This window comes from Niveispirillum sp. GW835-FHT14G11 (assembly GCF_058793615.1).
Window position 1 is genome coordinate 169,679 of sequence record NZ_JBXAFZ010000013.1, and the last position, 15,035, is coordinate 184,713.

Below are 15,035 nucleotides of genomic sequence, written 5' to 3' on the forward strand. Positions count from 1 at the left end.
GGTGATGGCCGTCACGGTGCTGGCGAGCGAAAACGTATAGGGTCGTGGAAATCGGTCATGCGTGCCTTTGAAATGTCATGGAACCGGCGCATGATCAGATCGTTGCCTCGTGGACCCGCAGACGCCCGCCGCAAGACCCGGACAGGAGGAAATGCCCATGGAAAACAACGAATTCATCCTCACCCTTGATGAGGCGTTGCTGGGCGAAGCCAGTCTCGGTGAGTTGCTGTCCGATCCCATCGCGCTGATGCTGATGGATCGGGACGGCGTGGCGCCGGAGGATGTGTTGCGCATCGTCCGTCTGACCGCAGGCCGCATCGCCAGCAATGATTGCGGTCGCGCCGCTGTCATATCCGCCGCCTGAGCTTCTGTACGCTGGCCGGACGGGGCGTCGCCGCGTCCGATTGAACTGCCGCCCCCGGCGTGCCATATGCAATCGGCAAGATTGCTATGCGGAGGGGGTGCCCTGTGCCCGACAGCCTGAACCATGCCGACCTGGGCGAACTGCCCGCCTGGGACCTGTCCGACCTGTATGCCGGCCCCGACAGCCCCGTGCTGTCCGGTGACCTGGACAAGGCGGAGAAGGATGCCGCCGCCTTCGCTGCCCGCTACCAGGGGCACCTGGCCGGGCTGACCGGCCTCGAGCTGGCCGGCGCCATCGCCGATTATGAAAAGCTGGATGAGGTCTTGTCGAAGGTCATGTCCTTCGCCGGCCTGCTCTATGCGTCTAACATGGCCGACCCAAATATCGGCCGCTTCTATCAGGGCATGAGCGAGCGGGTGACGGGCATTTCCGTTCACCTGCTGTTCTTCACGCTGGAGATCAACCGGCTGGAGGATGCAGAACTCGAGGCCAAGATGGCCAGCCCGGCGCTGGCGGCCTATGCCCCGTTCCTGCGTGACACCCGCATCTTCCGCCCGCACCAGCTGTCGGACGAGGTGGAGAAGCTGCTGCATGAGAAGTCTGTGGCTGGCCGCGCCGCCTGGACCCGCTTGTTCGACGAGCATCTGGCCGAGCTGCGCTTCACCGTGCGGGGCGACGAACTGACCTCCGCCCAGGCGCTGAACCTGCTTTCCTCCACCGATGCGACCGTGCGCAAGGAGGCGGCGGAGAGCCTGGGAGCGGTGCTGGCAAAGAACCAGCGCACCTTCGCCCATATCATGAATACCCTGATCAAGGACAAGGAGATCGAGGATCGCTGGCGCCATTACGCCAACCCCTGGTCGTCCCGCAACCTGGCCAACCAGGTGGAGGATGAGGTGGTGGATGCGCTGCTCTCCTCGGTCCGTTCAGCATACCCGCGCCTGGCCCACCGCTATTACAGCCTGAAGGCCAGGTGGTTCGGGCAGGACAAGCTGGATTACTGGGACCGCAACGCGCCGCTGCCCGGTGATGATGACCGCAAGATCCCCTGGGTGGATGCCAAGCGCATCGTCCGCGACGCCTATGCGCGGTTCAACCCGCGCATGGCGGCGATCGGCCAGGAATTCTTCGACAATCCCTGGATTGATGTGCCGCCCCGGCCCGGCAAGAATCCCGGCGCCTTCGCGCATCCGGTGGTGCCGTCGGCGCATCCTTACCTGCTGCTGAACTATATGGGCCGCACGCGCGATGTCATGACGCTGGCCCATGAACTGGGCCATGGCGTGCATCAGTATCTGTGCCGTGAACAGGGGCACTTGCAGGCCTCAACCCCGCTGACGCTGGCCGAAACCGCGTCGGTGTTCGGGGAGATGCTGACCTTCCGCAGCCTGTTGGACGCCACCACCGATCCGGTCAAGCGCAAGGCGCTGCTGGCCGGCAAGGTGGAGGACATGATCAACACCGTCATCCGCCAGATCGCCTTCTATCAGTTCGAGCGCAAGCTGCACACCGAACGGCGCGAGGGCGAGTTGTCAGCCGAGCGTATCGCCGATATCTGGATGGAGGTGCAGAGCGAAAGCCTGGGCCCGGCCTTCCGGTTCGAGGACAGCTATCGTCCTTACTGGACCTATATCGGCCATTTCGTCCACTCGCCCTTCTATGTCTACGCCTATGCCTTCGGCGACTGTCTGGTGAACAGCCTGTATGCCGCCTATCAGGAGGCTGCGGCCCAGGGTCAGGGGGCGGAGTTCGCCGACAAATACATGGAAATGCTGTCGGCCGCCGGCACGCTGCACCATGGCGACCTGCTGGCCCCGTTCGGCCTGGACCTGAAGGACCCGTCCTTCTGGAACAAGGGCCTGGGCCTGCTGGACAGCTTCATCACGGAGCTGGAAGGGTTGTAACGTCGCGCGTCCGACGATTGAGGCGGATGTAGAAAAGGGGGAAGCGGTCGCCCGCTTCCCCCTTCGCATGTCCTCCCCGCCGATACCGTCAGCCGGCATCCACCGGGATGGTCAGAAATGCCGTCGTCTCACCACGGCGGACCTGGACCAGCGCGTTCTTGCGGCCGGCCTTGGAGGCGGCCTTCACCTGTGTCGCCACATCGGCCGGCTGGGTCACGGGGGCGTTGTTGACCGAGGTGATCAGGTCACCGGGGCGCAGCCCCTCCACCCCGTCACCCACATCCAACACGACCACACCGCTGGCATCGCTGGACAGGCGCAGGCGCTGGCGCCATTGGTCGGTCAGGCCGGACAGTTTCAGGCCGGCGACTTCCTCTCCATCCTGTTTCTGGGCCTCCGCCTTGGCCAGGCGCTGCTGCGGCTGGCCGGGGGCCTGTTCGACCGTCACGGGAATGGTGCGTTCCTTGCCGTCGCGCCAGACGGACAGGTCCAGCCTGGCGCCCGGCTTCACCTGACCGACATGGCGGGCCAGGTCGCGGGTGTCCTTGACCGGCTTGCCGCCGGCCGACAGGACGACGTCGCCGGGCTTCAGGCCGGCCGTATCCGCCGGGCTCTTGGGTTCCACGGCGGCAATCAGGGCACCACCCTCCTTGGCCAGGCCCAGGCCGTCGGCCAGTTCCTTGGTCACGCCCTGCAAATTCACGCCCAGCCAGCCGCGCTCCACCTTGCCGTCGCGCTTCAGCGCCTCGACCACCGGCTTGGCCAGATTGGACGGGATGGCGAAGCCGATACCCACCGACCCGCCATTGGGGGTGAAGATGGCGGTATTGATGCCGATCACGTCGCCCGTCATGTTGAAGGTCGGGCCGCCTGAATTGCCGGAATTGATCGACGCGTCCAGCTGGATATAGTCGTCATAGGGGCCGGACCCGATATCGCGGCTCCTGGCCGACACGATGCCGGCGGTTACGGTACCGCCCAGGCCGAACGGGTTGCCCACCGCCACCGCCACGTCGCCCACGCGCACCTTGTCGCTGTCGGCGAATTTCAGGGCGGGCAGCGGCTTGTCGGTCTTGACCTTCAGCACGGCCAGGTCGGTGCGCTCATCCTCGCCGATCAATTCCGCTTCGCGCTCCGTCCCGTCGCTGAAGGCCACGGTCACCTGATCGGCGTCGGCGATGACATGGCGATTGGTCACGACATAACCGGTGCTGTCGAACACGAAGCCGGAACCCAGCGCGCGGGCCACGGGGGCGCCACGGCCTTCGCTGCGGCCACCCTGGCCCGGCAGGCCCGGCATGCCGAAGCGGCGCAGGAATTCCTCAAACCCCGGCGGCAGGTCGCGGGCAACGGTGCGAGTGGGCGCCGTCTGGGCGGCGGTGATGGTCACCACGGCGGGCGACACCCGTTCCACCAGATCGGCGACGCCGCCGGCGGCCAGCACCTCAGCGGGTGCGGCGCGGGCGGTCTGGATGGTCGCCGGGCCCAGCAGGGCCGTGCCGGCAAGCAGGGCCATGGCCAGGTTGCGGCGGAAGGCCCGGGTGGTGGGAAGCGACATCATGGTCTCCATTCTTCTTCTGCCATGCGGCGCCGGTTGGTGTCCGGCGGCGCTGTTGATGGTTCCATCCTGTCAGGGGTCTGCCCACAGGCGACTGACAGGGGGATGAAAATTCTGTCATCCGGTCCGGTGACCGAGGGTGGGGCTGACGGTGCCCGCTTTCAAGCGCCAGCACATGAAACTTTGTTCATCTTCCCGAAATGTGGCTGTCAGCGGGCCGGGAATAAGGTGCAGACATGGATCGACGGGGCACCTTGAGCCCCACACCCCCCGCCCCGTGGGTCCATTCAGTGAGGTCGGCGGGGACCGCTTCCCCACTCTCCGGTCCCCGTCGCCGCCTCATGTTCGACAGTTCGTACATCGTAAGTCTCTCTCGTCCCCTGTGGCCGGGCGGCCCCCACCGCCCGGCCATTATTTTTTTGTTTGCTCTTTTCGTTGTTCCCTCAGGCGCCGGGCGCCCGCATCCGCGGGCTTGGCTTACGGCGCATGTGCGCCGGGCCGGCGGTCGCCGGCCTGCAGCGATTAAGATCGCTGCTGCCTCATTTCCTTGAGGCGGTATTTCCAAGCGAACCCGTCCGGGTTTAGGATGCGCCATCATGAAGATCCTTGTCATCGAAGACGACCGCGCCACCGCCGACTACTTGGTCAAGGGCCTAAAAGAGGCCGGCCATGTGGTCGATCATGCCGACAATGGCCGCGATGGCCTGTTCCTGGCGGCCAGTGAGCCCTATGACACGCTGGTTGTGGACCGCATGTTGCCGGGGCGCGACGGGTTGTCGCTGCTGGAGGTGCTGCGGGCCACGGGCAACGACACACCGGCCCTGGTGCTGTCCGCGCTGGGCAGTGTGGATGACCGGGTGAAGGGGCTGCGCGCGGGGGCCGACGATTACCTGACCAAGCCGTTTGCCTTTGCCGAGCTGCTGGCACGGCTGGAGGTGATGCAGCGCCGGTCGAAGGGCGGTGGCTCCGCGCCGGTGACCAGGCTGCAGATCGCTGATCTGGAGATGGATCTGCTGGCCCGCACCGTGAAGCGGGCGGGCAAGCCCGTGGACCTGCTGCCACGCGAGTTCCAGCTGCTGGAATATCTGATCCGCAATGCCGGCAATGTGGTGACGCGCACCATGCTGCTGGAAAATGTCTGGGACTATCATTTCGATCCGCAGACCAATGTCATCGACGTCCATATCGCCCGGCTGCGCCAGAAGATCGACAAGGATCACCCGGCGGCCCTGATCCATACGGTGCGCGGGGCGGGGTACGTGGTCCGTGAGCCGGCTTAACTTCCTGCGCACCACCAGCTTCCGGCTGGCCACCTTCCATCTGGGGCTGTTCACGCTCTCGGTCATGGTGGTGCTGGGCGTCGTCTACTGGTTCACCGCCGGCTTCATCAACCGCCACACGGAAGAGACCGTGCTGCGGGAGGTGGAGGAACTGACCGGCGCCCTGAACGACCGCGGCCGCATGGGCCTGCTGCGCATCGTTTCGGAACGCGCCGGCGACGGGCGTACCGACATGATCTATGCCCTGACCACGCCCGCCCATGACATCATCGCCGGCAACCTGGCCAACTGGCCGTCGGGCGATCCAGGGCCGGGCTGGGTGGAATTCGACATCAAGAGCCGCAAGGAGCCGGGGCGCAAGCGCCAGGCCGTGGCCATCATCCTGCCGATCGAGGGCATCGGCTGGCTGCTGGTCGGGCATGACATGACCGACCGCTATCTGCTGCGCGGGCAATTGCTGACCGGCCTGATCTGGGCCGTGTCGCTGGCCCTGGCCGTGGGCATGCTGGGGGCAGTTTATATGAGCCGGCGGGTGGCGGAGCGGATCGAGAGCATCAACCGCACCATCGACCGCATCACCGCCGGTTCCTTCGCCGACCGCATGGCCGTGACGGGATCGGGGGACGAGATCGACCGGCTGGTGACGAAACTGAACCGCATGCTGGACGAAATCGGGCGCCTGATGCTGGGCATGCGGCAGGTCACCGACAATGTCGCCCATGATCTGCGGACCCCCCTGTCCCGGCTGCGCGCCCGGCTGGAACTGGCGCAGCGGGATGAGGGCCTGTCGGAGGCGCAGTTCACCACGCTGGAACAGGCCATCGCCGAGATCGACCGGCTGCTGGGCGTGTTCAACGCCATCCTGACCATCGCCGCGGCGGAGACGGGCCGGGCCCGCACCGATTTCGAACCCGTGGATCTGGCGGCGCTGGCGGCGGAGGTGGCGGAGCTTTATACGCCGCTGGCGGAAGAACGCGGCCTGTCCATGGATGTGTCGGCACCGGAACCCGTTACCGTCAGCGGCAGCCGTCAGCTTCTGGCCCAGCTGGTCAGCAACCTGATCGAGAATGCCGTGAAATACAGCCCGGACCATGGCCATGTCATGGTGTCGGCGGGGTTCAATGGCGGGCGCCCCATCCTGTCGGTGGCCGACCAGGGGCCGGGCATTCCGGCCGACAGCCGTGACAAGGTGCTGGAACGGTTCGTGCGGCTGGAGGCGCATCGCGGCACGCCGGGCCATGGGCTGGGCCTGTCGCTGGTGGCGGCGGTGGCCCGGCTGCACGGCGCCGACCTGACCCTGTCGGATGCGCGGGAAGACCAAACGGCGCCGGGGTTGAAGGTGGAGTTGCGGTTTCCGATCTGATGAATGCAATTATATGAGATTACTCACATATAATTGTATTCATTCATTTTTTCATTGACGAATATCAGAAAATAATCCTATATCTGTCCTTGCCAAGGCCATAGTTGCGACCCGGCTGATCGGCCGGCGACGGACTTGGCTGCATTGTCCCCTCCCATCGCCTGACCATGGGCCCCGACCCAGGTAACCGTTGATCTTCAACGGCCAGCGTCGGGGCCCATGCCTTTTCAGGCATCCCCAATTGCCGCCCGACATGCGGCCGGACCCCAGGTCCGGCAACCGCGACGGCTGCGCCCACGACAGGAATGAGGTCCCAGGATGTCCACCGACATCGAGAAATCGTTCGTGAAGCAGTACGAACGCGAAGTGCATGAGGCGTATCAGCGCTTGGGCTCCAAGCTGCGCGCCACGGTGCGGTCGAAGAACAATGTGAAGGGTGCGACCACCGTCTTTCAGAAGGTCGGCAAGGGTGTGGCCAGCACCAAGTCGCGCCATGGCAATGTCCCGGTGATGAACCTGGACCATGGCACGGTCGACTGCGCGCTGGCCGATTATTATGCCGGCGACTGGGTCGACAAGCTGGACGAGTTGAAGACCAATATCGATGAGCGCGCGGTGATCGCCAATGCCGGTGCCTATGCGCTGGGCCGCAAGACGGACGAGCTGATCATCACCCGCCTGGACGCGGCCACCAATTATGCCGGCGGCGACACGGACGGCCTGACCCGCGACAAGGTGCTGGCGGCGTTTGAGCTGTTGGGCGCGGCGGATGTGCCCGATGACGGCCAGCGCTATGCCGTGGTCGGCTGGAAACAGTGGAGCCAGTTGCTGGGCATCGAGGAATTCGCCAATTCCGACTATGTCGGTGACGGCGAGCTGCCCTGGCGCGGCACCCAGGCCAAGCGCTGGCTGGGCACGCTGTGGATGCCGCATTCCGGCCTGACGCTCTCGGCCGGTACTGTTCGCCTCTGCCACTGGTACCACAAGAATGCCGTCGGCCATGCCAGCGGGTCGGACGTGGCCAGCGACATCACCTGGCACGGCGATCGCGCCGCGCATTTCGTCAACAACATGATGTCCCAGGGTGCCGCCCTGATCGACGCCACCGGCGTCGTCACCCTGCGCTGCAAGGAGTGAGGCCCATGTCCTATCTGTCACGGGACCTGTCGGTCCTGGCCTATGCCAACGGCTTCACGCTCTGGCACTACACCACGCCGGACGCGCACACCGCCGTGCGCGCCGCCGGTTACTTCAACGCCGCCAGCCACATGCTGCGCCTGGGCGACATGATCCTGGCCAATACCGGCGTCGGCGGCACGCCCGTTGCCGGCATCCTGCTGGTCAATGCCAATGGGGGTGGGGTGGTCGATACCGCCGATCTGACCCCGGTGGGGGCGGCGGATACGGATTGAGGCAGGTGAGCCTGTCCCTTGTTCGTTAGGGCGGCGTGACTTCCTTTCTCTCCACCGTCACCCCGGCGAAGGCCGGGGCCCAGAATCCAAAGCACTTCGCTCTATGAACTGGGCCCCGGCCTTCGCCGGGGTGACGGTGGAGGGGCGGGAATGGATTTGCACATTCTCCCAAGGATCACCCCATGGCCTATTCCGCTGTCGGGCTGTGCGCCCGTGCGCTTTTGAAGATCGGGGCCAACCCGATCACCTCCTTCCAGGACGGCACGGCCGAAGCGGAACTGGCTGCGGCCCTTTATGCCCCCACCCGCGACGCAGTTCTGGCCGCGCATGGCTGGAGCTTTGCCACCAGGCAGGCGGCGCTGGTGCGGCTGGCGGCATCGCCACCCGCCGACTTCGCCCACGCCTTCGCCCTGCCGGATGATTTCCTGCGGGCGCTGTCATTGGGCACCGGCGGGCGGGGGCGGGGCCTGTCCTATCGCATCCAGGGCACCGGCCTGCTGGCCGATGCCGCCGATGTCACCCTGACCTATGTGGCTCGCGTGGCGGAGGGTGCCTTCCCCGCCTTTTTCGACGCGGCCCTGATCGCCCGGCTGGCGTCGGAATTCTGCGTGCCGCTGACGGAGAACACCAGCCGCGCCGAAACCCTGCTGAAGCAGGCGGAGGCGGAGTTCCGCCGGGCACGGCTGACCGACGTGTCGCAGGACAGCCAGCCGGGCCTGGAGGATTTCACCCTGATCGAGGCCCGCCTGTCATGACCCGCCTGAAAAGTGTGAAGACCAGCTTCACCGGTGGCTGCGTCAGCCCCGACCTGCTGGGCCGCGGCGATCTGGCCGCGTTCGAGAATGGGGCGCTGACCCTGACCAATGTGCTGATCGAGCCGACGGGCGGCATCACGCGGCGGCCGGGCACGGGCTTCATCGCGCATGTGCCGGGGCCGGGCCGCCTGATCCCGTTTATCTTCAATACCGAGCAGACGCATCTGCTGGTGCTGACCGACCGGCTGCTGTCCATCTTCGGCAATGATATCTTGCAGGCGACCCTGCCCGCGCCCTGGAACCTGGACCAACTGGCCAACCTGACCTGGGCGCAGAGCGGTGATGTGCTGCTGGTCTGCCATCCCGACGTGCAGCCGCGCCGCATCAGCCGGCGCGGGCCTGGTCAATGGACGCTGGAGCCCTGGGTCTTTGCCGAAGAGGATGGGCGACCGCGCATCCCCTTCTACCGCTTTGCCGACGCATCCATCACGCTGACCCCGTCGGGTGTGACGGGCCGGGTGCGGCTGCGGGCGTCGGCGCCAGTGTTCACCCCTGATCACGAGGGGGCACCGCTGCGTATCCATCGCAAGCCGGGTCGTATCGCCGCCGTTCGTTCCGTGACGGAAGCCGAGATCGACCTGGCCGACAGCCTGCCCCACACCAACCCGACCCCGGATTGGGACGAGGCAGCGTTCAGCCCGCAGCGCGGCTGGCCGATCTCCGTCGCTTTCCATCAGGACCGGCTGGTGGTGGGCGGGTCACGCGACCTGCCCAACCGCCTCTGGCTGTCGAAATCGGGCGACCTGTTCAATTTCGATCTGGGCGAAGGGGAGGATGACAGCGCCATCGAGTTCGCCATCCTGTCGGATGAGGTGAACCCGATCCGCGCCGTCTATTCCGGCCGGCACCTGCAGGTCTTCACCACGGGCGGGGAATGGGCGGTGACGGGCCAGCCCCTGACCCCCGCCGCCATCCGCCTGGACCGGCAGACCCGCATCGGCAGCGTGGCCGACCGCAATATCCCGCCGCAGGAGATCGATGGCGGCACCCTGTTCGCGGCCGGCGACGGGTCGATCCGCGATTTTCTGTGGACCGATCTGGAGCAATCCTATTCCGCCGCCGACCTGACCCTGACCACAAGGCCCATCCTGCCCGGCACGGTGGAGCTGGAATATGACCGACGCCGCCGCTTGTTGCTGGCGGTACAGTCGGACGGGACGCTGGCCGTCCTGACGCTGTATCGCAACGAACAGATCCGCGCCTGGACAAGGGTGGAGACGGCGGGGCGGGTGCTGTCCGTGGCCCATGTCGGCCGGCATCTCTACTGGCTGGTCGACCGCGACGGGCGCGTGGCGGTGGAGGTCTGGGACGACGCGCTGCATGTCGATGCCGGCTTGGCGGGCAGCGTGGATAGCGCGACCAGCCGCTGGGCCGGGCTGGACCATCTGGACGGGCGGCAGGTGGCGGTGCTGGCCGATGGCGCCATCACCCAGACGGCCCCCGTCGCCGCCGGCCGCATCCGTCTGGCGCGGCCTGCCGCCACGGTGCAGGCCGGCCTTCCCTATACCCATGCCATCGAACCCATGCCGCCCAACCTGCTGGCGGCGGAGGGACAGGGACGGCGTGCGCGCCTGCTGGCGGTGACCTTCCGGTTGAAGGATACGCCCGCGCTGCGCGCCGACCTGGGGCAGGGGCCGGTGGACGTGCCGCTTCGGCGCGCCGCCGGCCCCGCGCTGGCCGACGATCCCGCCCCCGCCTTCACCGGCGACCGGCGGTTGACCAGCCTGGGCTGGGCGGCCAGCCGGGCCGGCCCGCCCTGGCGCATCGCAGAGGAACGGCCATTGCCCTTCACGCTCCTGTCCGTAACCCATGAGATGAAGGTGAACGAATAATGGGCGGCCTCACCACCCCCGCGCTGACCGTGCTCAGCGCCTCGGCCCCCGGCAGCAGTCTGATCGGCAGCCTGACCGGCATCAACAATGACCGACGCCGGGCCGAGGACCTGCTGGGCATCACCAGTTCGCGGCGCAAGAAGCGCGAACGCCTGATCCTGGATGCCGAACAGGCGGCCGACAGTGCCGACCTGTCTGCCCGCCAGGGCGCCGACCTGGAGGATTTGCGTGCACGCAACGCCCGCACGGCCGAACGCATCCAGGCCGAGGGCGAGATATCCCAGCGCAACCGCCGCCGGACCCTGCGTCAGGAGACGGGCACCTTGCGTGCCGAACTGGGTGCCCAGGGCATCGGGTCCGCCGATGGTTCTGGGGAGGCGGTGCTGCTGGGCCGCGAACGCGCGGCAGAGCAGGAACGCGAGGACGCGGCGCGTCTGGACGCCCTGCGTCTGGCCGGCCTGTCCGACGAGGAGGCGGCGCTGAAACACCGCAACCTGCTGGACCTGACCCGCCAGCAGGAACGCCAGCGCCTGGAACGGCTGGCGCGGGGGCTGTGACGCAGCCCTGTCTTTCATATTCCCATTTTCCCGCCTTCCCGGCGCAGGCCGGGAAGGCGGGAGGGGATTTTCACCGTTCATCGAACACGAGGCCCCCATGCCCACCGCCCCCATTCCGGCGGCCAGCCCCCGCGCGCAATTCGTCGCCGACGGGGTGGCCAGCCGTTTTGCCTTCACCTTTCCCCTCTACAGCCCGTCGGACCTGTCCCTGCACCTGGATGCCGCCCCCTGGACCAGCGGTTATACGCTGGAAGGGTTGGGCGATCCGGCGGGTGGGGCCGTTCAGCTCGACACCGCCCCGCCGGCCGGCACCATCATCACCATCGAACGCCGCGTGGCGCTGGACCGGCAGGCGGATTTCCTGGAAAGCGGGCCGCTGGCGGCGAAGAGCCTGAACGAGCAGCTGAACCGGCTGACCGCCATGGTGCAGCAACTGGCCGCCGATCAGGCCCGCATGCTGCGCGCCCCGGCCACCGACCTGCCCGCGTCCGGCCTGCTGCCCGACCGTGCCGTGCGGGCCGGGGCGGCGCTGGGTTTCGATGCGGCGGGCAACCCCATGGCCCTGGCCCTGGAGAGCCTGCCCGCCTCCGGCACCGTCGCCGCCCATGGCCCCGGTGCCGTCACCCGTGCCGTGGCCGACAAGCTGCGCGATCTGGTGACGGTGCGCGATTTCGGTGCCATGGGTGACGGGGTGACGGACGATACCGGCGCCATCCTGGCCGCATTGGCCGCCCACCGTGCCGTCTTCCTGCCCGCCGGCACCTATCGCACGTCTGCGCCCATCGTGCTGTCCTATGGCCAGACGCTGTATGGGGAAGGGGAGGGTAGCGTCATCCAGGCGCGGCCCGATGCCTATGATCCCGTCAACCTGCCGACATATCCCAGTGGCTTCAATGCCGTGGAACTGGTCGATGGCTACGCCACCCTGCGGAGCTTGCGCATTGTCGGCGGGGCCACGGGCGTGAAGCTCTATGGCCGCGACGGGCCATGCGTGAAGAATGTCGTGGAGAATCTGTCGATCTGGGATGCCGTCAACGGCATCGTCCTGGACGGCTATGACGACACCAACCGGCCCTGCTACTGGAACCATATCGCCCGCGTGCTGGTGGCCCGGCCGGCGGCACATGGCGTGCTGCTGACGGTGGAGGGCGATGGCGACACGCCCAATGCCAACAAGTTCCAGGATGTCCGCGTCTATTCCCTGTCGGCCCCGCTCAGCGGTTGCGGCTTCTTCATCTCCGCCGGCCGCTTCAACAACAGCTTCACCGATTGCGAGGCCAACCTGCATCCCGGCGGCCAGGCCTGCCTGCGGCTGGGTGCGGCCACCGACCAGAACCTGATCGTCAATTTCTATGCCGAGAGCCTGGGCGCCCTGCCCGGCATCCGCATCGACAATGGCAGCCAGAATACCAGCATCGTCAACCTGTTCAGCGCCACGGGCGGGCAGCCGATCTGGGACACGTCATCGGCCCGCGCCTATACCACCATCAATGCCGGCTACCCGCTGCGCAACCTGCTGAAGGAAACCCATGTCACCGACCTGCGGGTGGAAGGGTTCAGCGTCGATACCCATTATGTGGAGCCGGAGACGGGCGGGTTGGTGGAAGCCGATCTGACATCGACCACGCATCTGGTGTCGGCCTTCGGCGGGGCGGTGGAATTCCGCCTGCCCAAGGCCGACACCGCCAATGGCCGCATGATGACCATCAAGAAGACCGACAGTTCCGCCAACCCCGTCACCGTCAGCGAACTGGGCGGGCCGGGGCCGGACGGGCGGCCGGTGATCCTGTCGTCGCGCTATGACCATGTCAGCGTCGTGTCCAACGGCGCCGGCTGGTGGGTGACGGCCCGGACGGGCCAACCGGGCAATGCCGAATTCCGCGATGAAGGCGGGCTGTTCGAGCCCGACCTGATGAAGGACCTGTATCTGGTCAGCGGGGAGGACGGGGCGGTGGAGGTGCGATTGCCCAGCCCGTCGGCAACCCAGGCCGTGGGCCGGCGCGTCACCATCAAGAAGTCCGATATGTCGGACGGCATGGTCACCGTGACGGCGGCCATGGGCACCGGCCCCGATGGCCGCGTGTGGCAACTGGCCAAGCAGCATGAACAGGTGACGGTGTTCTCCAACGGGTCGGCCTGGTGGGTGACGTCATCCAGCCGCCCGTCGGCCACCATCCATTTCCATGAGGCGGCGGGCCTGTTCCAGCCCGACCTGGGGGCCGAGCATTATCTGGTCTCCGCCTTTGCCGGCGTGGTCGAGGTGCGCCTGCCGGCCCCATCGGCCGCCAATAGCGGCACAAGGCTGTCGGTGAAGAAGACCGACCCGTCCGGCAATGCCGTCAATGTGACCAGCGGCGACGGCAGCGGCGGCCCCGATGGCGGGCCCAAGGCGCTGGCGGCGCCGTTTGACGGCATGATCCTGCTGTCCAACGGAGCAGCCTGGTACGTGATCGGGCGCACCTGATGGCGGGCGTTGCTGATGACAAGACCGGCTTCATCGCCTTCCTGGAACGGTGGAACGCCGAACAGGGGTTGGTGACGCCGGCCCTTCACACGGATATGGCCGACTGGCTGGAGGCGCGCTGGCGGGCGGGGTCGAAGGAACTGCTGCTGCTGGCCTTCCGCGACAGCGGCAAATCCACCCTGATCGGTCTGTTCTGCGCCTGGCTGCTGTATCTGGATGCCAACCGCCGGGTCATGGTGCTGGCGGCCGACAATCATCTGTCCAAGAAGATGGTGCGCACGGTCAAGCGCATCGTGGAACGCCACCCGCTCTGCCAGGGCATGAAGCCCGCCAAACCGGAGCTGTGGGGAGCGGAGGAGTTTGCGATATCCCGCGACAAAGTGGGGCGCGACCCCTCCATGCAGGCCAAGGGCATCACCGCCAATGTCACGGGCAGCCATGCCGACATCGTGGTCTGTGACGATGTGGAGGTGCCCAATACCTGCGGCACGGCGGAGAAACGCTCTGAACTGCGCGAGCGGCTGGCGGAGATCACCTATGTCCTGTCGCCAGGCGGTACCCAGCTTTATATCGGCACGCCGCACAGTTTCCAGTCGATCTACAGCCGCCGCGCGCTCATCGAGGAGGGGGAGGAGGTGCCGTTTCTGGACGGGTTCGAGCGGCTGGAAAAGCCGGTCTATACAGAGGCCGGCACCAGTGCCTGGCCGGAACGGTTCTCCATCGACGCCATCGAGCGTATCCGCCGGCGCAGCCCGGCCAACAAGTTCGCCAGCCAGATGATGCTGAAGCCGGTGTCGCTGGAGGATGGGCGGCTGGATGCCGACAAGCTGATTGCCTATGACTGGGAATTGCAGCGGCCGGGTCTGGCAAAGCCGGACTTCCACCTGGGCCCGCATCGGCTGCGCAGTCTGCGTGTCTGGTGGGACCCGGCCCTGGGCCTGCGTGACCGCAAGCGCCGCCGGGCCGGCGACGGGTCGGTGGCCGTGCTGCTGGGGGAGGATGGGGAGGGCCGCTTCTTCATCCACCGTGCCCTCTACCTGACCGTGCCGCTCGGCTCTGAACTGGCGGCGGGGCAGGCGCAGTGCCGGGACCTGGCCGGCATGGTGGCGGACACGGGCGTGGGCACCATCCATCTGGAGGTGAATGGCGTCGGCGCCTTCCTGCCCGAAACCCTGCGCAGGACCTTGCTGGAACGGGGCCTGTCCGGGGCCAGGGTGCTGGAGGAACGGTCCACCCAGTCCAAGGTGGACCGTATCCTGGGTGCCATCGACGCGCCCCTGCATGCCAGCCTGCTATACGCCCATGACACTGTCATTGCCGGCCCCCTGGGCCGGGAGATGCGCGAATGGCGGCCGCGCGGCAAGGGCCATGATGATGGGCTGGACGCCCTGGCCGGCGCCATTTCCAAATGCCCGCGCCAGCGCCCCGACCATGCCACCCGTCCCGGCCCGGTGATGGCCCAGACGGATTTCGATCTTTGACTTGA

12 protein-coding genes are annotated in these 15,035 nt (G+C 66.9%); 11 read left to right on the forward strand and 1 reads right to left on the reverse strand.

What is annotated here, in order from left to right:
* Nucleotides 1-157 precede the first annotated feature (157 nt).
* Both AC1Q7F_RS23170 and AC1Q7F_RS23175 read left to right on the forward strand, forming a co-directional pair.
* On the forward strand, nucleotides 158-364 hold the full coding sequence (locus AC1Q7F_RS23170) for a hypothetical protein (protein ID WP_492510917.1): 207 nt from the start codon (nucleotides 158-160) through the stop codon (nucleotides 362-364).
* Between the two features lie 104 nt (nucleotides 365-468).
* Entirely contained in the window at nucleotides 469-2,268 is a 1,800-nt protein-coding gene (locus AC1Q7F_RS23175) for a M3 family oligoendopeptidase (protein WP_492510918.1), read from the forward strand.
* A gap of 88 nt (nucleotides 2,269-2,356) precedes the next feature.
* Here AC1Q7F_RS23175 and AC1Q7F_RS23180 read toward each other — a convergent pair whose 3' ends face one another.
* The gene (locus AC1Q7F_RS23180) at nucleotides 2,357-3,826 is read right to left on the reverse strand and encodes a Do family serine endopeptidase (RefSeq protein ID WP_492510919.1); all 1,470 of its coding nucleotides are present in this window, start codon (nucleotides 3,824-3,826) and stop codon (nucleotides 2,357-2,359) included.
* A 596-nt stretch (nucleotides 3,827-4,422) separates the two neighbouring features.
* Between AC1Q7F_RS23180 and AC1Q7F_RS23185 the strand changes: the two genes are divergently transcribed.
* The 9 genes from AC1Q7F_RS23185 to terL all read left to right on the forward strand — a co-directional run bounded on the left by AC1Q7F_RS23185 (nucleotide 4,423) and on the right by terL (nucleotide 15,030).
* The gene (locus tag AC1Q7F_RS23185) at nucleotides 4,423-5,106 is read left to right on the forward strand and encodes a winged helix-turn-helix domain-containing protein (protein ID WP_492510920.1); all 684 of its coding nucleotides are present in this window, start codon (nucleotides 4,423-4,425) and stop codon (nucleotides 5,104-5,106) included.
* Nucleotides 5,093-6,469 carry a sensor histidine kinase gene (locus tag AC1Q7F_RS23190; RefSeq protein WP_492510921.1) on the forward strand — a complete coding sequence of 459 codons (1,377 nt, stop codon included), beginning with the start codon at nucleotides 5,093-5,095 and terminating at the stop codon, nucleotides 6,467-6,469. Before AC1Q7F_RS23185 ends, AC1Q7F_RS23190 begins: the two co-directional genes overlap by 14 nt.
* A gap of 318 nt (nucleotides 6,470-6,787) precedes the next feature.
* The gene (locus AC1Q7F_RS23195) at nucleotides 6,788-7,606 is read left to right on the forward strand and encodes a phage capsid protein (protein WP_492510922.1); all 819 of its coding nucleotides are present in this window, start codon (nucleotides 6,788-6,790) and stop codon (nucleotides 7,604-7,606) included.
* A 5-nt stretch (nucleotides 7,607-7,611) separates the two neighbouring features.
* Nucleotides 7,612-7,881 (forward strand): hypothetical protein, encoded by a 270-nt coding sequence (locus AC1Q7F_RS23200; RefSeq protein WP_492510923.1) that lies wholly within the window; start codon nucleotides 7,612-7,614, stop codon nucleotides 7,879-7,881.
* Between the two features lie 182 nt (nucleotides 7,882-8,063).
* On the forward strand, nucleotides 8,064-8,636 hold the full coding sequence (locus tag AC1Q7F_RS23205) for a phage connector family protein (RefSeq protein WP_492510924.1): 573 nt from the start codon (nucleotides 8,064-8,066) through the stop codon (nucleotides 8,634-8,636).
* Entirely contained in the window at nucleotides 8,633-10,528 is a 1,896-nt protein-coding gene (locus AC1Q7F_RS23210; RefSeq protein WP_492510925.1) for a phage tail protein, read from the forward strand. Before AC1Q7F_RS23205 ends, AC1Q7F_RS23210 begins: the two co-directional genes overlap by 4 nt.
* Nucleotides 10,528-11,085: a hypothetical protein gene (locus AC1Q7F_RS23215; RefSeq protein WP_492510926.1), complete on the forward strand. Its 558-nt coding sequence runs from the start codon at nucleotides 10,528-10,530 to the stop codon at nucleotides 11,083-11,085. Before AC1Q7F_RS23210 ends, AC1Q7F_RS23215 begins: the two co-directional genes overlap by 1 nt.
* A 97-nt stretch (nucleotides 11,086-11,182) precedes the next feature.
* A complete protein-coding gene (locus tag AC1Q7F_RS23220) occupies nucleotides 11,183-13,549 on the forward strand; it encodes a glycosyl hydrolase family 28-related protein (RefSeq protein WP_492510927.1) in 2,367 nt (788 codons plus the stop codon).
* Nucleotides 13,549-15,030, forward strand: coding sequence for a phage terminase large subunit (gene terL / locus AC1Q7F_RS23225; protein WP_492510928.1), 1,482 nt, complete (start codon nucleotides 13,549-13,551; stop codon nucleotides 15,028-15,030). Before AC1Q7F_RS23220 ends, terL begins: the two co-directional genes overlap by 1 nt.
* Nucleotides 15,031-15,035: the final 5 nt, after the last annotated feature.